Annotated in this window: 16 protein-coding genes; 9 read left to right on the forward strand and 7 right to left on the reverse strand. The window is 37.6% G+C overall.

Translation table 11 applies throughout. The annotated features are described in order from the left end of the window. Positions 1-74: 74 nt before the first annotated feature. From JKA74_RS00490 to rplU, 3 genes are all read right to left on the reverse strand, one after another. Entirely contained in the window at positions 75-332 is a 258-nt protein-coding gene (locus tag JKA74_RS00490) for a hypothetical protein (RefSeq protein ID WP_201429188.1), read from the reverse strand. A 209-nt stretch (positions 333-541) separates the two neighbouring features. Further along, entirely contained in the window at positions 542-799 is a 258-nt protein-coding gene (gene rpmA / locus JKA74_RS00495) for a 50S ribosomal protein L27 (protein ID WP_201429189.1), read from the reverse strand. 8 nt (positions 800-807) lie between these two features. Further along, the gene (rplU, locus tag JKA74_RS00500) at positions 808-1,119 is read right to left on the reverse strand and encodes a 50S ribosomal protein L21 (protein WP_201429190.1); all 312 of its coding nucleotides are present in this window, start codon (positions 1,117-1,119) and stop codon (positions 808-810) included. A gap of 288 nt (positions 1,120-1,407) precedes the next feature. Between rplU and JKA74_RS00505 the strand changes: the two genes are divergently transcribed. The 4 genes from JKA74_RS00505 (at position 1,408) to JKA74_RS00520 (ending at position 7,109) form a co-directional block, all read left to right on the forward strand. Then, positions 1,408-1,914, forward strand: a complete 507-nt coding sequence (locus JKA74_RS00505) for a hypothetical protein (RefSeq protein WP_201429191.1) — start codon at positions 1,408-1,410, stop codon at positions 1,912-1,914. A gap of 367 nt (positions 1,915-2,281) precedes the next feature. Then, positions 2,282-3,274 carry a ribonucleoside-diphosphate reductase small subunit gene (locus JKA74_RS00510; protein ID WP_201429192.1) on the forward strand — a complete coding sequence of 331 codons (993 nt, stop codon included), beginning with the start codon at positions 2,282-2,284 and terminating at the stop codon, positions 3,272-3,274. A gap of 129 nt (positions 3,275-3,403) precedes the next feature. Continuing rightward, positions 3,404-5,866 (forward strand): ribonucleoside-diphosphate reductase subunit alpha, encoded by a 2,463-nt coding sequence (locus JKA74_RS00515; RefSeq protein WP_201429193.1) that lies wholly within the window; start codon positions 3,404-3,406, stop codon positions 5,864-5,866. Between the two features lie 508 nt (positions 5,867-6,374). After that, positions 6,375-7,109, forward strand: coding sequence for a hypothetical protein (locus JKA74_RS00520; protein ID WP_201429194.1), 735 nt, complete (start codon positions 6,375-6,377; stop codon positions 7,107-7,109). Between the two features lie 61 nt (positions 7,110-7,170). Here JKA74_RS00520 and JKA74_RS00525 read toward each other — a convergent pair whose 3' ends face one another. From JKA74_RS00525 to JKA74_RS00535, 3 genes are all read right to left on the reverse strand, one after another. Beyond that, positions 7,171-10,350 (reverse strand): CheR family methyltransferase, encoded by a 3,180-nt coding sequence (locus tag JKA74_RS00525; RefSeq protein WP_201429195.1) that lies wholly within the window; start codon positions 10,348-10,350, stop codon positions 7,171-7,173. Between the two features lie 695 nt (positions 10,351-11,045). After that, entirely contained in the window at positions 11,046-11,522 is a 477-nt protein-coding gene (locus tag JKA74_RS00530; RefSeq protein WP_201429196.1) for a DUF4199 domain-containing protein, read from the reverse strand. Further along, on the reverse strand, positions 11,519-12,406 hold the full coding sequence (locus JKA74_RS00535; RefSeq protein WP_201429197.1) for a DMT family transporter: 888 nt from the start codon (positions 12,404-12,406) through the stop codon (positions 11,519-11,521). Before JKA74_RS00535 ends, JKA74_RS00530 begins: the two co-directional genes overlap by 4 nt. Positions 12,407-12,465: 59 nt before the next feature. Between JKA74_RS00535 and JKA74_RS00540 the strand changes: the two genes are divergently transcribed. Together JKA74_RS00540 and JKA74_RS00545 are read left to right on the forward strand one after the other, a co-directional pair. Beyond that, the gene (locus JKA74_RS00540; RefSeq protein ID WP_201429198.1) at positions 12,466-13,740 is read left to right on the forward strand and encodes a replication-associated recombination protein A; all 1,275 of its coding nucleotides are present in this window, start codon (positions 12,466-12,468) and stop codon (positions 13,738-13,740) included. Between the two features lie 73 nt (positions 13,741-13,813). Beyond that, on the forward strand, positions 13,814-14,350 hold the full coding sequence (locus JKA74_RS00545; protein ID WP_201429199.1) for an HNH endonuclease: 537 nt from the start codon (positions 13,814-13,816) through the stop codon (positions 14,348-14,350). A 726-nt stretch (positions 14,351-15,076) separates the two neighbouring features. On the opposite strand, the gene JKA74_RS00550 is transcribed toward JKA74_RS00545, so the two are convergent. Continuing rightward, the gene (locus JKA74_RS00550) at positions 15,077-20,233 is read right to left on the reverse strand and encodes a PKD domain-containing protein (RefSeq protein WP_201429200.1); all 5,157 of its coding nucleotides are present in this window, start codon (positions 20,231-20,233) and stop codon (positions 15,077-15,079) included. 246 nt (positions 20,234-20,479) lie between these two features. Between JKA74_RS00550 and JKA74_RS00555 the strand changes: the two genes are divergently transcribed. The 3 genes from JKA74_RS00555 (at position 20,480) to JKA74_RS00565 (ending at position 25,292) form a co-directional block, all read left to right on the forward strand. Further along, a complete protein-coding gene (locus JKA74_RS00555; protein ID WP_201429201.1) occupies positions 20,480-21,532 on the forward strand; it encodes a PorP/SprF family type IX secretion system membrane protein in 1,053 nt (350 codons plus the stop codon). A gap of 5 nt (positions 21,533-21,537) precedes the next feature. Continuing rightward, positions 21,538-22,782 (forward strand): M48 family metallopeptidase, encoded by a 1,245-nt coding sequence (locus JKA74_RS00560; protein WP_201429202.1) that lies wholly within the window; start codon positions 21,538-21,540, stop codon positions 22,780-22,782. A gap of 197 nt (positions 22,783-22,979) precedes the next feature. Continuing rightward, entirely contained in the window at positions 22,980-25,292 is a 2,313-nt protein-coding gene (locus tag JKA74_RS00565; RefSeq protein ID WP_201429203.1) for an OmpA family protein, read from the forward strand. The last annotated feature ends 6 nt before the right edge of the window (positions 25,293-25,298 follow it).

A 25,298-nucleotide genomic window follows, 5' to 3' on the forward strand; every position in this document is an offset into this window, starting at 1 on the left:
TTTGGATTTTTGATAAAGAAAAGCCGTGGTATTTGATTTGCCACGGCTTTTTTATTAGTTTAAGCAGGCGCTATTTAATTAACATTTCCATTTAATAAAGCGAACATTCCTACTCCGAATACCAGGCTAAACAGTATACCTAGAACGAAGAAAATAACCATTAGTAATAAAGCGGCTTTTGCCCAATTAGCTTTATTAACATTGGTATCTGAGCTGAATGCCCAAACAAGTAGCATGATGAATCCTATTAAAGGAATAGCTGTAATAATCAGCGTGATTAACCAATCCTTTGTAGATAATGGTGTGGTGTTTTTCTGAATTTGAGTTTCCATAGTTTCAGTTTTTTTAGATTGTAGATAGAGTAAAATTCAATCTATTATAAGGAATATTCTATTAAATATAAAACTTTCTATTGTTTATTTGTTTTATACAAAACCCTTTCTTTAAATGAAAACCTCCAAAGAAGAGGAGAGAGGTGCAAAAAAAAAGGCCTGTAGCAATTGAATGCTACAGGCCTTTTCACAAGTAATTACTACCTGAATTAATTAACTGGCTCAACAGATACGTAAGATCTGTCTTTTCTTCCTTTTTTGAAAGTTACTACACCATTTGTTAAAGCAAATAGTGTATGGTCTTTGCCAATACCTACATTCTCTCCCGGGTGATGAGCGGTTCCGCGCTGACGAACAATGATATTGCCCGCTATAGCAGCTTGTCCACCATATATTTTCACACCTAATCTCTTACTTTCCGACTCTCTTCCGTTCTTGGAACTACCGGCTCCTTTTTTATGTGCCATGGTTTATCTTAGTTTGAAATTTTTTCGATTAATACTTTTGTGAAATCCTGACGATGTCCGTTTCTCTTCTTGTAACCTTTTCTTCTTTTCTTTTTGAAAACGATTACTTTATCGCCTTTTACATGTCCAAGGATTTTCCCTGATACTTTGGCTCCTTTTACTAAAGGTGCACCTACTTCGACTTTCCCGTCATTGTCTAATAACAATACTTTGTCGAACTCTACGGAAGCGCCATCTTCACCCTCCATTAATGGAGCGTAAACGAACTGGTCTTGTGTTACTTTGAACTGCTTTCCGGCTATGTCTACTATTGCGTACATGAAATAATGATTAATTATTTATAAAATTCCCCAAAAGGAATGCAAAGATAGGAATTAAATTAATAGTTGCAAAACTAATTGGTTTTATACAGTGTAAATTCCTGTTTTGTACTTCTGCACATTGCAACAGCGATTCTATTCTTGCTTCATTTTTATTAAAAGTAAAGCGGATAAAGCATATATCTGGTTTTATCAGGCTTTTTGAGATGATATTCGCTTGATCTGCTTGCTTGTCTTGCTTCTTTTACTTTACTTTGCTTATATTTCATTCCATTGAATCCATTGCTTATGAAACTGAATATACCTGAAAAATACACCGATCTGTATGTGAAAGCTTTAAAAGAGAAAAAGCAGACTTTACAGCTGAAAATTAATCAATTTAAAGCAGAGATCAATGAGATTGATGTGCATTTGGATTCGCTCCTTAATTTACCACTTTTTCAGGAAAATGAAGAACAAAACCTTATGCACCAAAAGACTAATACTTACCATGATCAATGGCCATGGACCAAAAAAATCGCCTATTTTATTGATTTTAGGCGGAAATTGGTCAAAACGATGGAAGTAGTGGAATTTATAATGGAAAAGGAACCGGAACTGAATAAGTCAAAGGTAAGGAGCTCTGTTTCAGCTGCCTTGTCCAACAAAATGAAGAAAGGAATCTACAGGAAATTTGAAGATCCCGTAACAGGCAATACTTACTATGGACCTGTGAACTTTTTCCTTAATCAACATGAACCCCACATAGAATACATGCCGGAAGATCTGAAAGAGAGGCTTTTATATAATAAATAAGCGTGTAATATTTCTCTGTTTTACTCATTTTAAGCTAATATTTTCGCTTGTACTTGTGGAAAACTTTTTAATATTTTTACTATCCTCTCATAGCTACTAAATAGGCATAAGTATAATTGAAATAAATGAACTTAAATATCAGTAATACAGTTATTTAAGGACTTATCCACATGCTTGTGTCTGTAACTTTTTACCCTTTGATTTATCAACTTCATTGCCAATATTTGTAGAGACGAAAGACAAAATAAGGGGAAAATTTTTGGCTTTACAGTTCGTAACTTTTTGTATCTACTTTATACAGAAATAATTAACACCATTTACTCCTTATTTTCTCGTGATATTTTTTCAAAACATAAATTATTAGAAAATGAGTGATGTAATAGAACATTTGGACGAACCTATCTTAAAGGAAAACAAAGACCGCTTTGTATTATTTCCTATACAACATGCCGACATTTGGGAATATTACAAAAAGGCCGAAGCTAGTTTTTGGACTGCCGAGGAAATTGACTTAAGCCAGGACCAGAAGGACTGGGATAACTTAAGCGACAATGAAAGATACTTTATTAAGCATGTGTTGGCTTTCTTCGCAGCCAGTGATGGTATAGTAAATGAAAACCTGGCAGAAAACTTTGTAGCAGAGGTACAATATACTGAAGCTAAATTTTTCTACGGTTTCCAGATAGCCATGGAAAATGTACACTCTGAAACTTATTCTCTTTTAATAGACACTTACGTAAAAGACAATAAAGAAAAGAGTATGCTTTTCAATGCCATTGATACAATGGATTGCGTAAAGAAAAAAGCAGATTGGGCTTTGCGTTGGATTGACGAAGGGTCTTATGCAGAAAGACTAATTGCCTTTGCAGCGGTTGAAGGTATTTTCTTCTCAGGAAGTTTCTGCTCCATCTTCTGGTTAAAGAAAAGAGGATTGATGCCTGGCTTGACTTTCTCTAACGAATTAATTTCAAGAGATGAAGGATTACATTGTGATTTCGCTTGTCTTTTATATAACAGTCACCTTAAAAACCAGCTCCCTAAACAAACTGTGATAGACATTATTGCTGATGCAGTAAGAATTGAGCAGGAATTTGTAACCGATTCATTGCCTGTCAACCTAATTGGCATGAATGCTGATTTAATGCGTCAATACATTGAGTTTGTGGCAGACAGATTATTGACTGAATTAGATTGTCCTAAATTATATAATGCCACCAATCCATTTGATTTTATGGAGATGATATCCCTGCAAGGTAAAACGAACTTCTTTGAGAAAAGAGTAGGAGATTACCAGAAAGCAGGAGTGATGAAAAAAGACGATGATAACCAGGCGAGGTTCTCATTGGATGAGGACTTTTAGATTCCGGCACGTCATCCCTGTGGAAGCAGGGATCTCCTCATGAGTATACGAGGGGTTTTGTTTTCGCTGGAAACCCGGTGAAAAAAGTCTATTGAAAATATTAAAGAACCTTAAATCCTACAATTAAAAATGCTAGTAGTAAAAAGAGACGGACGCAGGGAATCCGTCAAATTTGATAAAATAACCGCACGTATTGAGAAATTATGCTACGGACTGGATCTGAACTATATCCAGCCGATTGATGTGGCTCGTAAAGTGATTAATGGTATTTATGATGGTGTAAGCACTCAGGAATTAGATAACCTGGCGGCAGAAACTTCTGCTTCCATGACTGTGAAGCACCCTGATTATGCTAAACTGGCAGCAAGGATTGCCATTTCCAATTTGCACAAAAACACCAGTAAGTCTTTTTCAAGCACTATGAAAAGACTTTACACTTATGTGGATGCCAAAACAGGACAAAATGCACCATTGCTTTCAACAGAAACTTATGGTATCATAAAAAAGCATGCTGCTCAACTGGATTCTGCCATTATTTATGACCGTGACTTTGGCTATGACTATTTCGGTTTTAAAACACTGGAAAGATCATACCTGATGAAAGTAGATGCCAAAATTGTGGAACGCCCTCAGCATATGTTGATGCGTGTATCTATTGGTATCCATGGTGAGGATATTGATGCAGCCATCAAAACATACAATTTGATGTCTGAAAAATGGTTTACACATGCTACACCTACACTTTTCAATGCAGGTACGCCTAAACCACAACTGTCCTCTTGCTTCCTTTTAACCATTCAGGATGATAGTATCGATGGTATTTATGATACCTTGAAACAAACTGCCAAGATTTCCCAGTCTGCAGGCGGTATCGGTCTAAGCATTCATGATGTAAGAGCTACAGGTTCATACATTAAAGGTACCGGTGGTGTTTCCAATGGTATTGTGCCAATGTTGAGAAACTTTGACATGACGGCCCGTTACGTGGATCAGGGTGGTGGAAAAAGAAAAGGTAGTTTCGCTATCTATCTTGAGCCATGGCATGCGGATATCTTTGCTTTCCTTGATTTGAAAAAGAACCATGGTAAGGAAGAAATGCGCGCAAGAGATTTATTCTACGCCTTGTGGATTTCTGATTTATTCATGAAAAGGGTAGAAGCTGATGCGGACTGGACATTGTTCTGCCCGAATGAAGCTCCCGGCCTGGCAGATTGCTATGGTGAGGAATTCGAGAAGCTTTACGAAAAATATGAGCGTGAAGGAAAAGGTAGAAAAACTGTTAAAGCACAGGATTTATGGTTTGAAGTACTGGAGTCGCAAATAGAGACAGGTACTCCGTACATGTTGTACAAAGATGCAGCGAACAAGAAGTCTAACCAGAAGAATTTAGGCACGATCAAATCTTCCAATCTGTGTACTGAAATCATGGAGTATACTTCCAAAGATGAGGTAGCGGTTTGTAACCTGGCTTCTTTGGCTTTGCCTATGTTTGTTACTCAGGATGAAAAAGGTCATCCGGTTTTCGATCATGATAAATTATATGACATCACTTACACAGCTACTAAAAACCTGAATAAAGTAATTGATGTTAATTATTACCCGGTAAAAGAAGCGGAAACTTCCAACATGCGACACAGACCAATTGGTCTGGGAGTGCAAGGATTAGCAGATGCATTCATTTTAATGCGCTATCCTTTCGATTCCCCTGAAGCACGTAAGCTGAACAAGGATATTTTTGAAACCATGTATTTTGCGGCTATGACTGCTTCAAAAGATTTGGCAGCAGTGGATGGCCCTTACCAGACTTATAAGGGATCTCCTGTTTCCAAAGGAATCTTCCAGTTTGACATGTGGGGTGTATCTCCAAGTGACAGATGGGACTGGACTGCTTTAAAGCAGGAAGTGAAAAAACATGGTGTACGTAACTCCTTGTTGTTGGCACCAATGCCAACGGCTTCTACTTCTCAAATTCTTGGGAATAACGAATGCTTTGAACCTTATACTTCCAATATCTACACAAGAAGAACACTTTCAGGTGAGTTTGTGATAGTGAACAAGCATTTAATGCGTGACTTGATTGAACTAGGTATCTGGAATGACAATATGAAGAACAAATTGATCGGTGCAAATGGATCAGTTCAGAATATTGAGGGTATTCCTGCCCATATCAAAGAGCTTTACAAAACGGTTTGGGAGATTTCTCAAAAAGCAGTGATTGATATGGCAGCCGACAGAGGAGCATTCATCTGCCAGTCGCAGAGTATGAATGTATTCTTGCAGGATCCTAATTTTGCCAAGCTGACATCATTGCATTTCTATGCATGGAAAAAAGGTTTGAAAACAGGTATGTATTACCTAAGATCGAAAGCGGCCACAAGTGCTATTCAGTTTACGGTTGATAAATCCCAGTTAGGTGAGCCAAAGCCGGAAACAGAGGTAAAGCCGGAGCCAAGGAATACAACACCTGCACCCAAGCCCAATACTAACAGCAATATGGATTCCTCAGCGGATGATGATTTGAGAGCTTTGAAAGAAGCCCAAATGGCCTGTTCATTGGATGATCCTGATAACTGTGAGATGTGCGGGAGTTAAGAGGATAAATTTTAGATAGATATAAGAATTGAAATGAAAGCTACTTGGGAAACCGGGTAGCTTTTTTGTTTAAAATATATTTACTCCATCAGATCCTTCAATAATGAAATTCCATTTCATTTGTCAGATTCCCACCTACTGATGCTTCGATCCGTACAGGTGCGTGGGAATGACGGTATCTGCAGGCTTTGTAGGTAGTAGGGCTATCATTTGAGCTATTGATGTCTCTTTTTAAAATAATCGGTTTTTTGGTTTTTTTATCATTCCCAATTTTATTAGAACTTCATTCCCATGCAGATGGGGATCTATTGATTTAAGCCGTTGGCTTAAATCCCTTTTATAGATAAAATCCTCCTTTAATCTTATGATGATAAACCCTGTATTGAAAAACTTATGAAGAGAAAACTTATGATACAGGGGTGTAATATGTTTTCTCCATCCATAGTTACAATTTTATCTGTGAATGAAAGTTTAATTATACAATTATCTAAACCTAACCAACTTTAGAATGAAACTGATTTTACCATTAATTATCTTTTTAAGTATGGCATCTGTGGCCGTTAAGGCCCAATCAAAATTTTATGTAGCTGCAGAAGCTAATTTTATCCAGAATTTGTATCTCATTTCTGACGAAGGAGATGCCTTAGGACCTCCTGATTTTCGTACGATAGATGTTCCTGGTACAAGTTTGTTAGTAGGTTATCAACTGAGCCCCATTTTCAGTTTAGAGACAGGTGTGGCAACCAGACCAGTAAAAAATGGCTATAGCCTTACTTTGAGTGGTAGCTATCAATCTGACTTGTTTTACCAGGTTCCTATACGCTCCAGAGCGAGGATCAACATATTAGGAGATTGGTTATATGTAACCGGAAACATGGGTATACAACTGGGGGTAACAGATCCTGGCAATGTAGGAGTAAGCATGGATTCGGGAGTAGGATTGGGAGGGAGTAGTAATAATGGACAGGTGATTTACTCAACAGAAACTCATTACAGCTCTGTTGGGAAATATTATACAGTGGCAGAAGGTGGAGCAGGTTTTGATTTTCAAATTAATGGCCGGTTTAAGATGTACACCAATGTTTCTTATGTAAGGGGCTTTTCCAAATTATGTCAGGTGGATGTTACTTACCAATACGCAAACGAGCCTGAGTATAAAGGCAGTGTTGTACACGAAGGCTCCTATCTCAGTTTTAGCTATGGTTTAAGATATCATTTTAAGTCAAGTAAAGAGCAGGGGTAACATTTACCTGATGGCTTTTCTGATGAATTTCCTCAGGTATTGGTGTAGCGTAAAATGTACATCAATTTTTGAAATACACTTTAAAAGTTGAACCTTTACCTAATTCGCTCTCTACTAAAATGTCGCCTTCAGCATTTGAAATGATTTTTTTCACTAAATACAATCCTACTCCTGTTCCTTCAATATGATTGTGCTTACGTTTAAAAATCGTAAATATTTCTTCAATTTTATAAGGTTCCATTCCAATGCCATTGTCTTCAACTAAAAGTACCACAAAGTTATTTTCCCTCACTGTACTAATTCTTATTTCAGGTACTCTTTCCGGTGATTTATACTTGACAGCATTACTTAAAAGATTTAATAGTATACTTCTTAAATTTTTCTTTGAAAATGATACCATTGGCTCCTTAAAATCGCAGGTTATTATAGCCTTTGATTTAGTCAATTCCTCTTGAATACTAAATCTGACTTCTTCAAACAGTTCTTTTAAGTTAACCGGTTCACTTTTTTCAATTTCACTTTCAATTTTAGCAATATCAGATAACTCATCTATCGTTTCTGTAAGATTGGTAATTGAAATTTGAAGCATATTCAGCACTTCCTCAGGGCTGATATTTCCGGCTTTCCGGGGATCTGTTAAATAAGAGACCAGCCCTTTTACATTAGCTACCGGCCCTTTCAGATCGTGAGAAGCTGAGTAAATAAAATTATTATGATCTGCATTGATTCGAGCTAACCTATGCTGTACTTTTTTTAATTCAGTTATATCATTAAAAGTAACAATAACACCGTCATTGATGTTTTCTTGTTCTTTAAAGTAAGGTGTAATGACCATTTGATACCAACGACCATCAAGCGTTTGTATTTCTTTTTCTATTGAAATGGATGAGCGAAGGACCATATGTATGTTGTCAATAAGTGTTGGCAACTTAATTTTTGTAGAAATATCACTTAATGGTCTGCCAATATCACTATTCAGAAGATTTATTTGCTTGGTAGCAGGAGGTGTGAATTTGCGCAATATCAAACCCTTGTCAATATAAAGTTGCCCGTTAATTGTACCTTTAAAAAAGTTGGTTAAGTCATCATTAAGCTCTGCTAATTCTTTGATTTTTAACTGATATTCATTGTTTACTGTCTGCAACTCTTCATTGACAGATTGTAGCTCTTCATTGGTGCTTTGCAATTCCTCATTGCTCGATATTAATTCCTCGTTGTAAGAGGTTATGTTGTCATTAGACTCATCCAAGGCTTTATAGGAATTTTTCAATTTTTCCTGGGCAGTGGCTAGCTCATGCTTTAAATCATCGATGTGGTGAAGCGAATGTAAATCCAATTCGAAATATTCTTTATTCTCTTTGGCTTTTTTCGCTTGATGATGGTCGCTATATAATACCAGCATAATAGCCTGTTTTTCATTTGCCTTTTTGATGGGTATAACTACTAAATCAATTACCTGCTTGCCTTGATCTTTTGTAAATACCACTTCATCCATACTGGTTTTCTTTTGATCCTTGATGGCTTTTTTGAGCGCAATAGAAGTGGCAATAGAAAGTTCTTCAGGTAACATTTCAAATAAATTGAAATTGAAAAGTTTAGGCAATAGATACTTCTCGTAATTTCCAAAAGTTTGTAAAATCGAGTAATCCGAATTTACATATATACCTGCCTCAAATCCCAATTCTTCCAGAATGGAATGATTGTTTATTTCTGTAAGATTACTTTCGGGAATATTTTTTTTAGGGACAAAATTATTGGACTGCGCAACACTTGGTAAATTTAATCCGGGTGTACTGTAAGTAGTATCTCTGTTATGGCGAGGAACTTCTATGCTTTTATAAATTTTCCATTTCTTATCTACAGTGGTGAAGGATTTATTTAAATCCCCTAAACTTTCACTTGACCCTAAAAATAAGTATCCTTCCGGATTGAGGCAAAAATGCAAAGAGGAGAGAATTTTTTTCTGTAAAATGGGATTAATATAAATCAAAAGATTTCTACAACTTATTAAGTCAATTTTACCATAAGGAGGTTGTTTTACAATATCATGATCAGCAAAAATGATCATTTTTCTAATATTGTCCCTTACTCTATACTTATTGTCTTCTCTAATAAAATACTTTCCCAATAATTTTTCAGAAACCTCATTTTTAATGTTAGCATTGTAAACACCTTTTGAAGCAATAGCGAGGGCTCCTTTATCAATATCGCTGGCAAAAATTTTAACTTCCAGGTTTTTTTTCAACTTTGTAAGGTGCTCCATTATTAAAATTGCGATCGAGTAAGCTTCTTCACCGGTGGCACATCCTACTACCCATATTTTGAGGGTATCTACCATGAGTTTGTTTTTGATGATTTCAGGAATTACTTTTTCTTTTAAAACCTCAAAAGCTTCTTTGTCCCTGAAAAATTTTGTTACACTAATAAGGAAATCATTAGCCAAAATCTCGAGTTCCGCTGTGTTTTCTTGAATATAATCAATGTAGTCCTTAAGGCTACTGATTTTATTAATAGTCATCCTAATGACTATTCGTCTTATAATAGTAGGCCGCTTATAATTAGTGAAGTCTAAAGGTGTATGTTGCTTAATTAAATGAAGAATTTCGGAAAGTTGATCTTCATTGTCTTGAGAAATTTCATCCGAAAAATTAGATTTAAGTTCCTCTCGCTTTAAATAGGAAATTATTTCTTCGGGGATTAAATTAGGCGGTAGAATGGCATCGGCATTTCCTGATTCAATTGCGCTCAAAGGCATATCAGGAAACTTAGCACTAGATGGTTCCTGTACTATGACCATTCCTCCATTTTGTTTAATAGCAGCTATTCCTCTGGTTCCATCATTGCCCATACCGGATAAGATTATAGCTATACTTTTATCTGTTTGATCTTCGGCCAGGGAGTTTAAAAAAATATCAATAGCCGTATTAGTTGGCCTGGCTTTGCTGTCTGTTAAGTACAAAGTTTTATTTCTAATGGTCATGTTTTTCCCTTTAGGCATCAGATATACCTGATTAGGTTTTACATACATTTCGTTTTCTACCTCACATATTTTTAATTTACTGTGTTTTTCCAGTAATTCCGCCATAAAACTTTTATGGGTTGGGGAAAGATGCTGTATGATTATATAGGACACGCCATCGAGCGGGGTATTATCAAAAAGGGAATGGATGGCCTCCATTCCTCCGGAAGATGCTCCAATGGCAATAATGTAACAGCTTTTATTTAAATCAGATTCATTCATATCTTTTGGATTGAATTATAAAACCCTGTTCTTTCTGAGTATATGATAAGCCGGGGCAGGGGAGAAGCTTACCAATAACATTCGTTGTATAGAAAACAGAAAAATGATATTTTTAGTGCAATGAAATAATTTCCCAAGAATAACCTTTCCATTTTTGGAGAAATTTTATTTGGTGGGTTTACTGCTTTTAATTATTTCACATTTCTCGTTTTCAAATGTTATTTATGTAAGATAGGTAATAAGTTATATACATTGCTATATAATTCTTTTATTTCCTGTATTTTATCCGATTAATGAGTGTGTTTGTACTATGGATTTAAATTATAGAAGTATTTGCATGCTTTTTTTGTTTCCTCATTCATTCTTTTGTGAGGTTTTTGTAGAATTTTATTGCTGAAATAGTGCTTTGATAAGCTATACAGAAATTCCGAGTCAATGACTCTCAATTATTGAAAATCCGTAGAGCCCTGCGGAACTCTACGGATAGGTGAGTAGTTCTAATCAGGCGTCTGACGGTTCAAAACCGTCTGACGCCTCCCGTAACATCTGGCGTCAGAAGGCTATAAGCCGTCAGACGCCTGATGGTTGACCCCAAGCTAGGATGGAAGCTAACTACCGCCTCGTTTTGTGTCCCCACAATCTTTTTTAATAGCATTGGCAAGACATTTAGCGGGCTCCAAAATGTAGTGAATGATCTACTTTTTTCTCAAAAATATAGAGACTATGGCAGAGGTGACTGCTCCATACAGCAGGGCCACAATGGCTCCTTGAAGTATGTAGTTTTGCAAAGAAAAGTAACTTTCAGCTTCTTCACGGGTCATTTGTTCAGAGACGACAGCATAATCACTTACTGTCTCAAAATAATCAGGTGTAATGAACTGATGGGTGATAAGCGTAGTCAGGGGAGTGAAAATTGCAATGATCACACTAATAATTAACCCACTGATAAAACCTTGTTTCCAGGTCATTTTTCCGGATAAATCATTTTTACGTTTATCCCAAAGGGCAAATACATATACCAATGTGGCGGGAATGGCATATAAGTTGGTGTAGGTTGCATGTTGCTCGATATTCTCATCATGCCACCCCATTAATTTCTCAAAAAGCATCCATAAAAAGGTTACTAACATAAAAATGAAAGCCCACTTAATTTCTGTAGTATATTTTTTCATCGTTCTTTAGGTTTTTGACTTACTAAATATACACCATAAAATATCATGAGTGCAAACAAAGCTTTTACCCATTGAAATTTTTCAAGACCAAGTGCCAAGGTGATAGCGGTAGCAAAAAGAGGTTGTAGATAAATATAATATCCAACAATGGTTGAACTCACATGTTTGAGTGCCATAGCATTTAACAAGTAAGCCAGAAATGTTGTCCCAATAACTACATATACCACACTCCACCAGATCCCGGAACTGAAACTCTCGAAACTTGTTGTTGCAAGCGGAACAATCCCAAATGGAATAATCATAATAGTTCCAAATAAAAACACCCACTTCACTACTGTAATGGGTTCATATCTTTGCATCAATGGCCTTACCATCACCAAATAAATAGCGTAGAAGGTAGCATTCAGGAATATAAATACATCTCCCAGGAAAGAATCATTGTCGAGGCTTACCTCCTTATTAAGTATCAACAGAATTACTCCGACAGCTCCGAGAAGAATACCTATAATCTTTTTAGAGGTAATCTTATCCTTTAAGAACCATGCAGAAATCAGTAATACTATTACAGGATTGACTGTCATAATAATACTGGCGTTTACCGGGCTACCAAGGTTCAGTCCATTGAAGAAAATCAGTTGATTGGCCGTCACTCCAAATACGGCACATTGGGCAAATTTCCAGTAGTCTCTTTTACTCTGCACCTTTTCTTTGGAGGTGAAAAAATGGAATAGCCAGAATAGCAGGGTGGCAGAAGAAGCCCGGAATAAGATAAAGGCATTTGGGCTCATATATTCCGGCATCACTCCCTTTGCAATGATATAATTGGCTCCATAAATAAGGCTGACCAATGCAAGGGCGCCATGGATTTGCCACGTTTTTCTCATGTGGCAAAAGTAATAGATTATCCTCATATTGCATTTCAAATTGATACGTTAACTAGAATATGTTTGGAGAAGATCAACCACTGGCAGAAAGAATGCGCCCCACTTCCTTAAGTGAATTGGTAGGGCAGCAACATTTAATTGGTGAGAAAGGTGTTTTGCGATTAAGCATTGCGCAAGGCAAGGTTCCCTCTATGATATTTTGGGGACCTCCGGGAGTTGGGAAAACCACCATTGCAAATATTATCGCCAATCAGGTGAAGGCTCCTTTTCAAACGCTAAGCGCCATCAGTGCCGGGGTAAAAGATGTTCGGGAAGTAATTCAACGAGCTTCCAGAACAGGCAGGATTATTTTGTTTATTGATGAGATCCATCGTTTTAATAAATCCCAGCAGGATGCTTTGTTGGGTGCTGTTGAAAAAGGGGTAATCACTTTAATAGGAGCCACCACAGAAAATCCTTCTTTTGAAGTGAATTCTGCCTTATTGTCCCGTTGCCAGGTATACACCTTAAAAGCATTGGAGATTGATGAACTCAAGGGCTTGCTGGAAGCGGCTATGCAGAAAGATGAAAAGCTAAAAAAACTATCTATTGAAATCAAGGAATACGAAGCTTTGCTCAACCTTTCAGGAGGTGATGCCAGAAAACTTCTCAATCTGTTTGAGTTGGTAACAGATGCCCATGATAAAAGTGATAAAATAAGTATTACCAATGACGAGGTGTGGGCAATTGCCCAGCAGAGGATGGCCATGTATGATAAAGGAGGGGAGCAGCATTATGATATCATCTCAGCTTTTATAAAATCCATCCGTGGCAGTGACCCGAATGCGGCAGTATACTGGTTGTCCCGAATGATTGCGGGGGGAGAAGATGTAAAGTTTATTGCACGAAGATTGTTGATTGCAGCTTCGGAAGATATAGGCAATGCCAACCCCACTGCTCTGGTCATTGCCACCAATACCTTTCAGGCAGTTACCATGATTGGCTATCCGGAATCGGAAATTGTACTCTCTCAATGTGCAGTGTATTTGGCCTGTTCCCCTAAAAGCAATGCTTCTTACAAAGCCATTAAGTCTGCTAACCAACTGGTTCGTGATACAGGTGATTTGTCTGTGCCTCTACATTTACGAAATGCACCTACTAAATTGATGAAGGATTCAGGATATAGCAAAGGATATAAATATGCACATGATTTTCCGGGAAATTTTGTACAACAGGAATTTTTGCCTGATAAAATTTCAGGCCGTAAACTCTATGAGCCTCAAGGAAATGCACGGGAATTGGAATTCAAAAAAAGGCTTCAGGCGTTATGGTCGAAAAAATATAACTATGAATAATCTAAGAATCATGGTATTTTTTTTATTATCTTTGTTTACCTTTAACCTTAATCACTAACTAAACAAGAATAACATGGATCCAAAATTGGAAAAGTGGAAGCAAATAGAATTTAATGTCGATTTACCTCATGCCAAATATGAGATTTCAAATTATGGCAGGGTAAAAAGCTATTCTACGCGCGAAACTGGAAAAATTATCAAAGGTTCTAACGTAAATGGCTACCAAGCTATTATGGTTAGATTTGATAAACGAATCACACAGAGTTACTATGTACACAGATTGGTAGCCGAGGCTTACATCCCAAAGGAACATGATGGTCAACATTATGTTACTCACCTGGATTATGATAAAGCAAATAACCACATTAGTAACCTTAAATGGGTTTCTGAAAGGGAATTGGCTGATCATAATAACAAAAATCCGAGGGTAATCAAGAAACGGATTACGGGTTATAAGTTAACGGAATCCGATGTAAGAGTCATCAAAAAGATGCTTAAAAATGAGAAAACCCGATACAGCCAGATAGCAAGGCAATTTGGGATTACTCATACTCAACTGAACAGAATTAGAAAAGGTCAGAACTGGAGTCAAGTGACTATTGATGATTAATTTTTACTTTATCTAAATTTTGTTGAATTACAAAAGCACAACAATTTTCAATCAGAAATCTGTTGTGCTTTTTTCTCTAAAAGCGGCCCATCATTAAAATAATTTCGATATACCCTTAATAAACCTATAGTACATTTTTTTAAGTTCTGGCAATATGAAAATCTCGGAATTAAAGTTTTTGCATTAAATTGAGGTTAACTTTTGACTTGCCAAGTTTTATCCTTAATCTTCTTTCTACTATAACTAGCTCTATTGGTCACTTGCTTGAGCCTATGAAGCTGTCTTTCCAAGTGACACCCCTATAATCCCCTCGAAGGGGATAGTCTCACAGATTTAAATCAGTAGAAATAAGCACGATTTCCGAAGACATTAACCGAAGAGGAATATTCGGATTTGCGAATTCTCCCGAAGGGATCCTTTGAGGCATAAAGCTAAGACGGTACAAGTTGTGGCAATTAAGAAACAAATAATTTACAAATGAAAATAATAAACTTTAACACTGCTTTCTCAATCTAAAGGCAAAAAAATTGAAGAAGGGGTAATCAATCAAATTACTAAATAAAAAGTTAAATCAAGGCGATTCCCATTGAGGGGGACTCAATGCTATTAAGTTAAGACAAGCTTCCTTCTCCCATCGGAGAAGGATAAAAGGTTGAGGTTTGAATAAAGCTTAACTTAATAGCATTGGAGGTAGGCTTAGGGGGATGTCCAAATTGCTTTACCCCATTACCTCAACACATTTACCCCGCCTCTTCTTTCGTACCTTCTTTCATCATTGGTTTCTGTACTTCTGAAATTGATAATGTATGCATAGAGACCTTGTGGCACAGGAGTTCCGCTAAGATCTGTTGCATCCCACTCAAAATCTTTGCTGCCTGATTGGTAAACAATAGTTCCCCATCTATTAAAAATAATAATCTGGAATTCTCCCACATATTCATTGGCAAACACGCTAAATGTTCTGTTAGCAGCTATGTTGCCATTAGGCCTGATGGCGTTTGGGGCAAATACTTTAGGTTTACAATCTTCCAGCACTCTGGTGGAAATATTATATTCACAACCTGCTCCGGTAAGTATTACCTCGTAAATGCCTGGTTGAGTGGCCAACACAGTCCTATTGGTGGAAGTACTTCCATCCGGCAATGTCCATCTGTATGAACCGAAAGAACCGGGATCCAATAATACAGATCTTTCACTTTCTAAACCTGTAGAGCAAATGAAGTAAGTATCTTCAATCGTAGGGGCAAAAGTTTCCTGTACATTAAGATCTCTGCTTATTATTACAGGATCACATCCCCCAGGCCCCTGATTGGTTACTGTGAGAGTGTAAGTGTCTGATTCTACAATGTTCCATTCCAGATTGGTTTGTGAGGCGTCCACTGTAGGAATATTAGTTCCTTCGCTATTTGTTAAACTAATGGAGTAATTTCCGCTGGCGCCACTGACTGAACCAATTAATAGAATAGAGCCATCTTCACAATTAGTTTCCGAATTTAAACTGGCCTGCAGGGGTTCGAAAATTTCATTCACATCGATTGACAAGGAATCTGCACAACTGATATTTCCTATCGGGTAGGCAGTCACTCTGTAATTCCCTGCTTGATTGACTGTAATTGTTTGTCCTTGTGCCCCATTACTCCATGTAAAACTATAGTCAGCCGGATTGCCTGAATCTAAAATGGCAGTTAGTTCATTCCCTCCATTACAATTGATGTTATTTTCAATGTCACTAAGTTCCGCAGCCTGGCTTAATTCTACTACTATATCAGCATTGGAAGGACAAAAGCCGGCTTCGGTTGCTTCTACGGTATAAGTGCCTGCTGCAACAGCACTCCGATCAGCCGGGTTGGGAGTGATGGTAAATGTAGCATTGGAATTTAAACTTTGAAGGTAAGCTTCCAGATCATAGCTAGTACCACAGCCCGCTACTTGATCATCAGGATTGAAGTTTGTTGAATCGGGTAATTCTATTTCAAAATCGTCTACTCCCAGGCAGCCCGCACCGTCAGAATCGATCACTTCAATGCTGTAGCTGCCTTCCTCCAAGCCCGGAACATCAAATGGCTGTGAAGGCGAATTGCCACTAGTTATGGAGGTGCCAGCCTGATCAAAAATCTCCCAGTCAAACCCGGCCGAAAATGTACCTGAATTATTGGCAAGTTCTACTCTTACAGCATTTAACCCACAGTCGAAAGGAGTAACCTGCGTGGCTGTAACTGTAAAGTCTTCATTCGAGAGTGCTATCGTTTCTGTACTTGTACAATTGGTCAGGTTATCGGTAATAGTGATATTATAGCTGCCTGCCGATAAATTTGTGGCAGTAGTTTCATTATCTGCAACCGTGGTTGGACCGTTCCAGCTGATCACATAGTCACCCGATCCACCATTGGCTTCAATTGTAATGCTTCCATCTGTATTTCCGCATGAGGCATTGGTTGTATTTAACACATTAATGGTAGGTGTTTCATTTATAGTAATTTCAACTTCATCTTCTGCAAAACAGTCAGGGTCTAATGGATCCGGAACTTCTACTCTCACCATAAAAACCCCCGGAGTGGCAGTGTTTACATCAAAATTTTGTCCTGTCGCACTTTGTTGTACATCATCCACGAACCATCGGTAGTTGTTGGCATTCACGCCTGCATCCAATCTTAAAGTTTCATCCTGACATACAGTTTGATCACCTCCAATATTTATTTCATAAGGAGGACCCACAAATATTTCTGCATTGGCCGTACAGCCGGCAGTACTGGTTACAGTCACAGAATAAATTCCTTCTTCCGTAACATCAATGGTTCTTGTAGTTTCTCCTGTACTCCATAAATAGGTATGGCCGGCCTCATCCACAATCTCTTCTCCTAAAGTGAGAGAAGACCCACAAAAGGTGCGTGGACTTATCACATTGCTTACATCAGGGCTTTCAAATAATTCAATATTTTCCACCAACAGTTCATCATAGCCACATTCATTGGTAATTCTAAGTGCCACTTCATATTGGCCGGGATCCAACTCTACATCTACCGTGTCATTTTGTTGGTTGGAGGTATAAACGCTTGAGGTACTTCCAACAGGAGTAATGGTCCAATTAAATACATCAAAATTGGTTTTGCCACTTCCTTCAAGAATAATTGGATCGGATGTACAATTGGCTATTACATTAATAGAAGGTTCTTGTGATGGAGTAGCCAAATTTTGTACGAAGTTGGGTAATCCTAATCTACTGTTTCTGCCAGCGAGGTTAAATGGCTGTAATGTACCTGCCAGATTATTACCATTGGCGGGTAAAAATCGTTGATCGGGGGAGCCGATGGTATACACATCGCCACTATTGTTGGCAGCGATATACAGCTGACCATTAGGAGCTGTTTGTATGGCCCCGGCCTCAAAATCCAAATCAGCTACTGTTACGCTGTCAGGGTTTTGGATATCCTCTATGCTATATTCATCATTGACCGGAATTTGAATAAGCTGTGAACTGCTTCCATTTCTCAAGGTAGCATACAGTAGGTTGGTGCTGGGGGAAAATTCAATTCCGTAAACTTCCCCACCAAAGTTAATATCTATCAAAGCTGCTTCCCAATCCTGATCTACACTATCGGACCTGAGGAAATCTATAAAAGCCCCACCTGAATTATACGCTTGTGCTACCTTTTCACCACCAGCAGCATATTTCAAATATCCTGTTGCGGATTCATTGGATAAATAGGTGCTGCCTTTTGATATAAATTCCGCGGCATTGATTCCTCTATCATTTACCGGGAAGGAACGATAGGTGTTGCTACCTAGTTCATGAGTAAGCACATTGGTATTCTGTACTCCCTGAGCACTTATTTTTTCAGTATTTTTGGTATAAATTCTTCTGTTTTTTAAGACAACATCTCCTAAGCCATTGTTCAGTTTCATATCCACCAGGGCATAGGAAAATGCACTGCTTCCACTGGATACATCTTCACTTACAAAAATATAGTACAAGGATGGGTCTGCTCCGTGGGCAACAGCTATTACGCCCTGAGAAGCCAATGGATCACCACCTAAGCCGGTGCCATTAGCCATTACATTATGCTCTGAATCCCAAATTACATCACCATTGGTATAGAATAATAACTCTCCATTATCATCAGATACTGTAGCACAACCCTCTTCGGCTTCTATATTCCCGTCAGTTACAGGCTGTGGCCCGGCATCACCATTGAAATCTATACCTGCACCATCACCAAAATACCAGAAGTTGGCCACTTGTTTTTCTTCTTCAAAAAGGGTTAAAACGAAAGTGGCAGTCACTGTACAGCCCCCAACAGTTACAGCTGCAGAATATGTGCCTGATTCCAGGAAAGTGGCTGTTCCATCTGCATTGACGGTAAATTTTTCCGGATCAGGATTGATCCATGTTATATCATCCGGTTCCGAACCATCGCTAAGTGTGGGGCCATAATTTTCCAGGGGCAATTGACAAACAGTAGTATCCTGCAATTGTACCTCTGCAGTAAAAGCCTGAATTTGAATTTGGGAAGAGTCTATAAAAATATTTCCTCCTGAATTAATAGTCATTATCACGTTGAATGTACCTTCTTCTTCAAAAACCACATTTGGGCTTATGGCATCTGAAGTTTGGCCATTGCCAAAATCCCAGCTAATGGAAGTTATATCCTCCATATCATTATAATCCGCAAAAAAGGAAACGGGATTGTTCTGACAAATTGGATTATTGAGACGCGTATCATACCAGTCAAAACTTACCACTCCATCGATAACTGCCGGAGGCGCTATGCTGGGAAAATTATTAGCTTGCCCGAAAGAGGCTCCATTAAATAGATCCCATTCTACTCGTAAAGAATCTGGTATTGAGTCAGCCCTGCTGATTCTGCTCAGGAAATCCTCTGCACCATTATTGTATAGAAAATAGAGAAAGCCGTCAGGACCATTTTGTAATGCATTGGCACTTGTAACTTCTCTATTCAATATAGAAGTTGTGGTTACACTGTCAGGATTATACTGGAAAATCCTGCCTGTATTATCAGTGGAATTATTTCTACTGTAATATAGGTTTTGACCTCCTACAGACCATTCCAAATCAGTAATTTCCTGGTTGATGGCTCCTGAATTGGAAATGACTTGTTCGTTTTGAAAAATTGGATTTCCCGGATCTACTGTATTTAATTCCAGTAAAAGAATATTTTTTGGGCTACCTGCAATGTTTTCTGAGCTTAAAGCTAGCTGTAAAGTATCACTTGCAGTGTTCCTGATGGAGAGGTTTTTTGTAGCAAATGACTGAGAGAAAGTGTGATCAGCAACGGATGTTAAAGTGCCATCATTTTCCACTTGAACCAATTGTAATGAATTGGAAGTAGTGCTTTGAAAAAGCAGGAAATAATTTTCACCAGCTTTATAGCTCTTAACCATGGGTGAGAGGCTATTAAACCCAGTGCCAATAGCGGAGGAAGTAACTTCCCCAAATTCACCAAGTGACAAATCTACTGCTACATAGGAAAGGTTTCTTCCTGCCGTGATAAAATATACATAATATAAATCATCGTTGGTATTGTTAGAGGGCACTATGGCTACAGGATGCCTGAGCGAATTATCTCCTCCTATATTGCCTCCTCCGGGAATTACTGTATGATTTTTACCGTAAATGATGGAGCCATCTGTATAAAAGAGTAATTGTCCATCTACGGCATTGGCTGCTACTGCGGATCCGTTAGATCCAAATGGTGTTGCCTGATTATCAATGGATATTGCATTTCTATTGGCATTTCTGCTAAACTGAATGGACTGGGAATTATTTCCAAAATACCAGAACGACTCGGAGTAATCCTGAGCTGCAACGTTCAGAGACAGGAAACAAAATAGTACAGCAAATATTTTATAAGTAAAATGGTTCATACAGTGCGCAATTGGATTAGATAAAGATTAAACGATTTAAGTCCGTGTTTAATTTTTTAATCGAACAAAAATATATTATTCTGGTTTTTAAATCGTTTATTCGCAGTATCGAAATTAATAAATAAAAATGTAAACTTTCCAGAAACCTGATTTCATTTCTAAATTTTCATGTTTTAGATTGATTTATCATTATGCTTTCTGAGTTATTTTATATCTTTCGGGAATTATCAGGATAATAGGTGTAACGTGCGTCAAATTTTAAAAAAGAAATTTCTTATCGTATTTAAAGTAAGCGTTGTGTGCTTTGGTATGTTGGTTCATACAGAATTAAATGCCCAGGATCCGCAATTTTCGCAGTTTTATGCTGCGCCACTTTATTTAAATCCGGCTTTTGCAGGCAATACCCAAATGAGCCGGTTTGGTATCAATTACAGAAATCAATGGCCTAGTATTGATGCTAATTTTACCACTTATTCAGCTTATTTTGATCATTTCTTTGACAGAATCAGCAGTGGAGTAGGGATGATCATTACCCGTGACCAGGAAGGCCTTGTGGGTTTACGTTCTACTTCAGTTGGCTTACAATACGCTTATCAGTTACGTTTAACAGATAAGCTTACCTTCAGACCTGGTACCCAGGTGGCAGTATATAACAGAAATTTAAACTTTGACCGACTGACTTTCGGTGATCAGTGGGATCCGGAGACTCAGAGTTTTCAGAATCCTACTGGCGAAGGTGCCACAGGGGAAAGCAAGAATTTTATAGATCTCTCCTTCGGTGGGGTGCTTTATTCCAGTAATTTTTGGGTTGGTTATTCTGTTTTTCACCTTAACCAACCCAACCAGTCTATTTTAGGCGATGAAAGTCGTTTGCCTATGAAACACTCTTTCCATGCCGGCTATAAATTACCTTTGAGTACCGGCTATGGCAGAAAAGGCTATACCAAAGATGGCGATGAAAGAAGTATTACCCCAACAGCCCAATATAAAATGCAAGGCGGTTTTGATCAATTGGATTTAGGGGTTTATACCACCTTGGAACCCATGGTGGTAGGTTTATGGTACAGAGGTATTCCTTTTAATGCACCGAATGGCTTTTCCGGTTCTGAATCAATTGTGCTTTTAGTTGGCTATGCTTACGAGAAGCTTTCAGTAGGTTACAGCTTTGATTATACTATTTCCGATCTGGGCATCAGGAGTGGCGGAGCCCATGAAATTTCTATTTCTTATGTACTTTCCTTAACTGACCCACGTAGGCCACCTGCCGACAAACTTCGAATACCCTGTCCTAAATTCTAGCATTTATGCAATTAACTTCGGATCAATTTTTTACAATCATTTTATCGATTGTAATTATTGAATATGTATTAACTACTATAGTTGATTATCTTAATCTCAGAAAGAAAAGTGGGGAACTGCCGGATGATCTTAAGGATGTTTATGATGAGCAACAGTATGTGAAAGCTTTGAACTATCAAAAAGATAACACCTATTTTGGACTCATTAGCGGTGCCTTTAGTTTCCTTGTCATTATTGTGATCATTGTTTTTGGTTTGTTTGGTATACTTGATGAATTTGTGCGATTGCATTTCGATACACTGGTAGGTCAAACTTTGGCATTTTTCGGGATTATATTTTTAGCCAATGACCTGATCAACATTCCCTTTCAATGGTATGCCAATTTTAAAATTGAAGAAAAATATGGTTTCAATAAATCCACACCTGCTACTTTTTGGAAAGATAAGTTGAAAGGGTACCTATTGACTGCTTTGATTGGAGGGATTTTATTAAGTATACTCGTTTTTCTGATCAGCTACTTAGGCCAATCCTATTGGTGGATTTTTTGGCTGGTAATTGCAGTATTTATGGTGGGAGCCAATTTCTTTTACACCAGCTTGATACTGCCCATATTCAATAAATTGACCCCTTTGGAAGAAGGAGAATTGCGAGATGATATTATGGATTATGGTGCAAAAGTAGATTTTCCTATTGATAATATTTATGTAATTGATGGTTCCAAAAGATCAACCAAAGCCAATGCTTTTTTCTCAGGTTTTGGCAAGCGGAAGAAAATTGTGCTTTATGATACTTTAATTGAGAAACAAACTAATGAAGAACTAGTGGCTATTTTGGCTCATGAAGTGGGGCATTATAAAAAGAAGCACACGATTTCAGGAATGATTAGTGGAGTGGCTCAAATGGGGCTTATGCTTTGGATCATGTCCTTCATGATTTTCAGCCCGGAATTGAGTAAAGCTTTAGGAGCTAATCATTTAAGTTTTGCTGTTAATTTCATTGCTTTTGGGATCATTTATACCCCTATTAGTTTAGCCATAGGTGTGTTTTCAAATTATATTAGTCGAAAACATGAATATCAGGCAGATCAATTTGCTACAAATACTTACAAGGGAGAAGCGCTTCAATCAGCTTTAAAAAAGCTTTCTGCGGATAGTTTGAGCAATTTAAAACCTCATAAATTGTATGTATTTATTCATTACTCACATCCCCCATTATTAAAAAGACTCAAGGCTATCGAAAGAAGCAAATGATATTTCCTTTTTTTTAAAGAAATGCCATATATTTAAGACTTATTTTATTGCTAATGCTACTGTGAAACAGTATATTTTATTTATATTGATTTCATATGTATAACTTTATTTTTCGACAGTTACAGGCTCATTTTCATATGTTCTTTGTAAAAGGTGGGAAATACAGCTATTTAATCTTTGTTAAATTTTAAAAAATTATGAGAAATACATTTCTTGTTTCAATTCTTTTATTGGTTTCCACATTGTCATTTGCCCAAACTGCAAATGTGGATGACCTGCTTTATAGAGGTGAGAACCTTTATAATATTAAGAATTATAAAGGGGCAATTGAATCCCTGAACCAGGCCGTTGCTTTAGGTGCGTCAGATCCTCAAATTCATTATATGCTGGGGGTAAGTTATATGCAACAACCAGATGCTTCAGAACAAATGAAATCTCTTAAAAGCTTTGAAGAAATAGAGAAAGCCAAGTTTCCGGATAACTTACCAAAGGATGTGTATTATTTCGCAGCACAAGCTTTTCATAAAAACCTGGAGCTTGAAAAAGCATTAAAATATTATGATAAATACCTGGGCACTTTGAGTAAATCGGATACTAAGTCCATAGCAGAAGCGAGCTTTCAAAAGCAGAAAGCTGAAAATGCTTTCCAACTGATAAGGAATAAAAAAGAAATTGATATCGTTAAAATGGCACCTCCTATTAATTCGGAATTTACAGAATACAATCCTGTGGTTTCTGCTGATCAGGGTGTTATGGCTTTTACCTCATTACGACCAAACAGTAGAACAGGAAAGGCAATAGAAGAAATATATATTACTTACAGGAAAGATGGCACTTGGGGAAGCCCTTCGAAAATCGAATTGAATACAAGTGATAACGTGGGTACTGCCGGTATTTCTCCTGATGGCCAGCAAATGTTAGTTTTCATTGGCTCAGGCAATAAAGGAAGTATTTACCTGATGATTAAAGAAGGGGATAAGTGGGGATCACCTGCACCTATTAAAGGACTCAATTCCAACAATCTTGAGAGCACGGCCTCCATTACACCAGATGGAAAGAAAATATATTTTGCCAGCAACAGGCCTGGAGGCTATGGTGGCATGGATATATATGTCACAGAAAAATTACCAAACGGTGATTGGGGAAATATTGAAAACATAGGGCCTGAAGTCAATACAAAATATGATGAGGATGCTCCTTTTATTCATCCTGATATGAAAACCCTGTATTATACCTCCAATGGTATTAGCTCAATGGGCGGCAGGGATATATTCAGGGCTGTGAGGAAAGCGGGTAAATGGGAAAGCCCGGAAAATATGGGGTATCCTATCAATACACCTTTTGATGATAATTACTTCACTATTACGGCAGATGGAAGCAAAGGCTTCTTTTCATCCGACAGGCAAGGTGGTTATGGTGGGCAGGATATTTATACTTTTGACATGCCGGAACAGTATGCCAATATTCCTCTTACCATGTTGAAAGGAAAAATAACTGCAGGTCCTGACAAACAGCCGGTTTCTACTAAAATAAAATTAGTGGACAATGATAATAATACCAAAGTGGATTATGTGTACGACCCTGATCCTAATACAGGTAATTACCTGATTATTTTACCTCCAGGTAAAAATTATGACCTCATTATTGAATCAGAAGGGTATTTGCCTTATACTTTGAATATAAACATTCCCAATCAAACTTACTTTTATGAACTGTATCAGAAAATCAATTTAAATCTCATTAAGCAATTTGATGTAGTTGTGGGACAGGAAGTGTCGGTGAACAATGCTTTCTTCGATACAGGCCAGGGAGGCCAGTATTCACCAAGACAAACAAACGAGGCGATGTTGATTGAAAATGATAGCATTGATGTGTATGATATGCTGGATGCTATGATAGCAACTGAAGACACCACGGCTTTTAACTACCTGATGGAACTCATGTATTCAGTCAATCCAATTGATGATGTGGATTTTTCTGAAAATACTGATGATATGGAAATTGCCAGTCGCACGTATTATTATGATGAAAGTGATACAACAACCTTAAAAAGCAGGGTGGTTGAGGGAGAAACAATTTATTCTTTGCCTACTATGTATGTGACGGAAGAAGCCAGGAGGCAAAAGGAAGAGAAAGAAAAGCAAGTGATTGCCAATTATGATAAATCTTTATTAGAGCCTGTCTATAAAATTTATTTTGATGTAGGAAAGGCGAAATATAATGATAAATATACTCAGGTGCTTCAGGAGATCAATGACCATCTGAAAGCAAATGATCAATTGGGTATACAAATTTCAGGTTATGCTTCGGCAGAAGGAGATCCTGATTTCAATAGAAAACTATCTAACGAAAGAGCCATTGAGGTAGTGAACTTCTTTAATTTTAAAGGAATAGTGAGAAGGCGGATCATTGCCAAAGGCTTTGGTGCCACCCAATCAGATTCCAAGAACCCTGAAGAAAACAGAAGGGTAGAAGTGCAAATTGTTGATTTAAATAAGGTGGAAAAATAAGAGATA

The sequence above is a fragment of the Marivirga aurantiaca genome, from assembly GCF_016679925.1.
GTDB lineage: Bacteria > Bacteroidota > Bacteroidia > Cytophagales > Cyclobacteriaceae > Marivirga > Marivirga aurantiaca.

What these genes read in the sequence shown, in the direction of transcription:
- JKA74_RS00490 (WP_201429188.1), bottom strand. Translation starts at nt 332, where the DNA reads ATGGAAACTCAAATTCAGAAAAACACCACACCATTATCTACAAAGGAT.
- rpmA (WP_201429189.1), bottom strand. Translation starts at nt 799, where the DNA reads ATGGCACATAAAAAAGGAGCCGGTAGTTCCAAGAACGGAAGAGAGTCG.
- rplU (WP_201429190.1), bottom strand. Translation starts at nt 1,119, where the DNA reads ATGTACGCAATAGTAGACATAGCCGGAAAGCAGTTCAAAGTAACACAA.
- JKA74_RS00505 (WP_201429191.1), top strand. Translation starts at nt 1,408, where the DNA reads ATGAAACTGAATATACCTGAAAAATACACCGATCTGTATGTGAAAGCT.
- JKA74_RS00510 (WP_201429192.1), top strand. Translation starts at nt 2,282, where the DNA reads ATGAGTGATGTAATAGAACATTTGGACGAACCTATCTTAAAGGAAAAC.
- JKA74_RS00515 (WP_201429193.1), top strand. Translation starts at nt 3,404, where the DNA reads ATGCTAGTAGTAAAAAGAGACGGACGCAGGGAATCCGTCAAATTTGAT.
- JKA74_RS00520 (WP_201429194.1), top strand. Translation starts at nt 6,375, where the DNA reads ATGAAACTGATTTTACCATTAATTATCTTTTTAAGTATGGCATCTGTG.
- JKA74_RS00525 (WP_201429195.1), bottom strand. Translation starts at nt 10,350, where the DNA reads ATGAATGAATCTGATTTAAATAAAAGCTGTTACATTATTGCCATTGGA.
- JKA74_RS00530 (WP_201429196.1), bottom strand. Translation starts at nt 11,522, where the DNA reads ATGAAAAAATATACTACAGAAATTAAGTGGGCTTTCATTTTTATGTTA.
- JKA74_RS00535 (WP_201429197.1), bottom strand. Translation starts at nt 12,406, where the DNA reads ATGAGAAAAACGTGGCAAATCCATGGCGCCCTTGCATTGGTCAGCCTT.
- JKA74_RS00540 (WP_201429198.1), top strand. Translation starts at nt 12,466, where the DNA reads ATGTTTGGAGAAGATCAACCACTGGCAGAAAGAATGCGCCCCACTTCC.
- JKA74_RS00545 (WP_201429199.1), top strand. Translation starts at nt 13,814, where the DNA reads ATGGATCCAAAATTGGAAAAGTGGAAGCAAATAGAATTTAATGTCGAT.
- JKA74_RS00550 (WP_201429200.1), bottom strand. Translation starts at nt 20,233, where the DNA reads ATGAACCATTTTACTTATAAAATATTTGCTGTACTATTTTGTTTCCTG.
- JKA74_RS00560 (WP_201429202.1), top strand. Translation starts at nt 21,538, where the DNA reads ATGCAATTAACTTCGGATCAATTTTTTACAATCATTTTATCGATTGTA.
- JKA74_RS00565 (WP_201429203.1), top strand. Translation starts at nt 22,980, where the DNA reads ATGAGAAATACATTTCTTGTTTCAATTCTTTTATTGGTTTCCACATTG.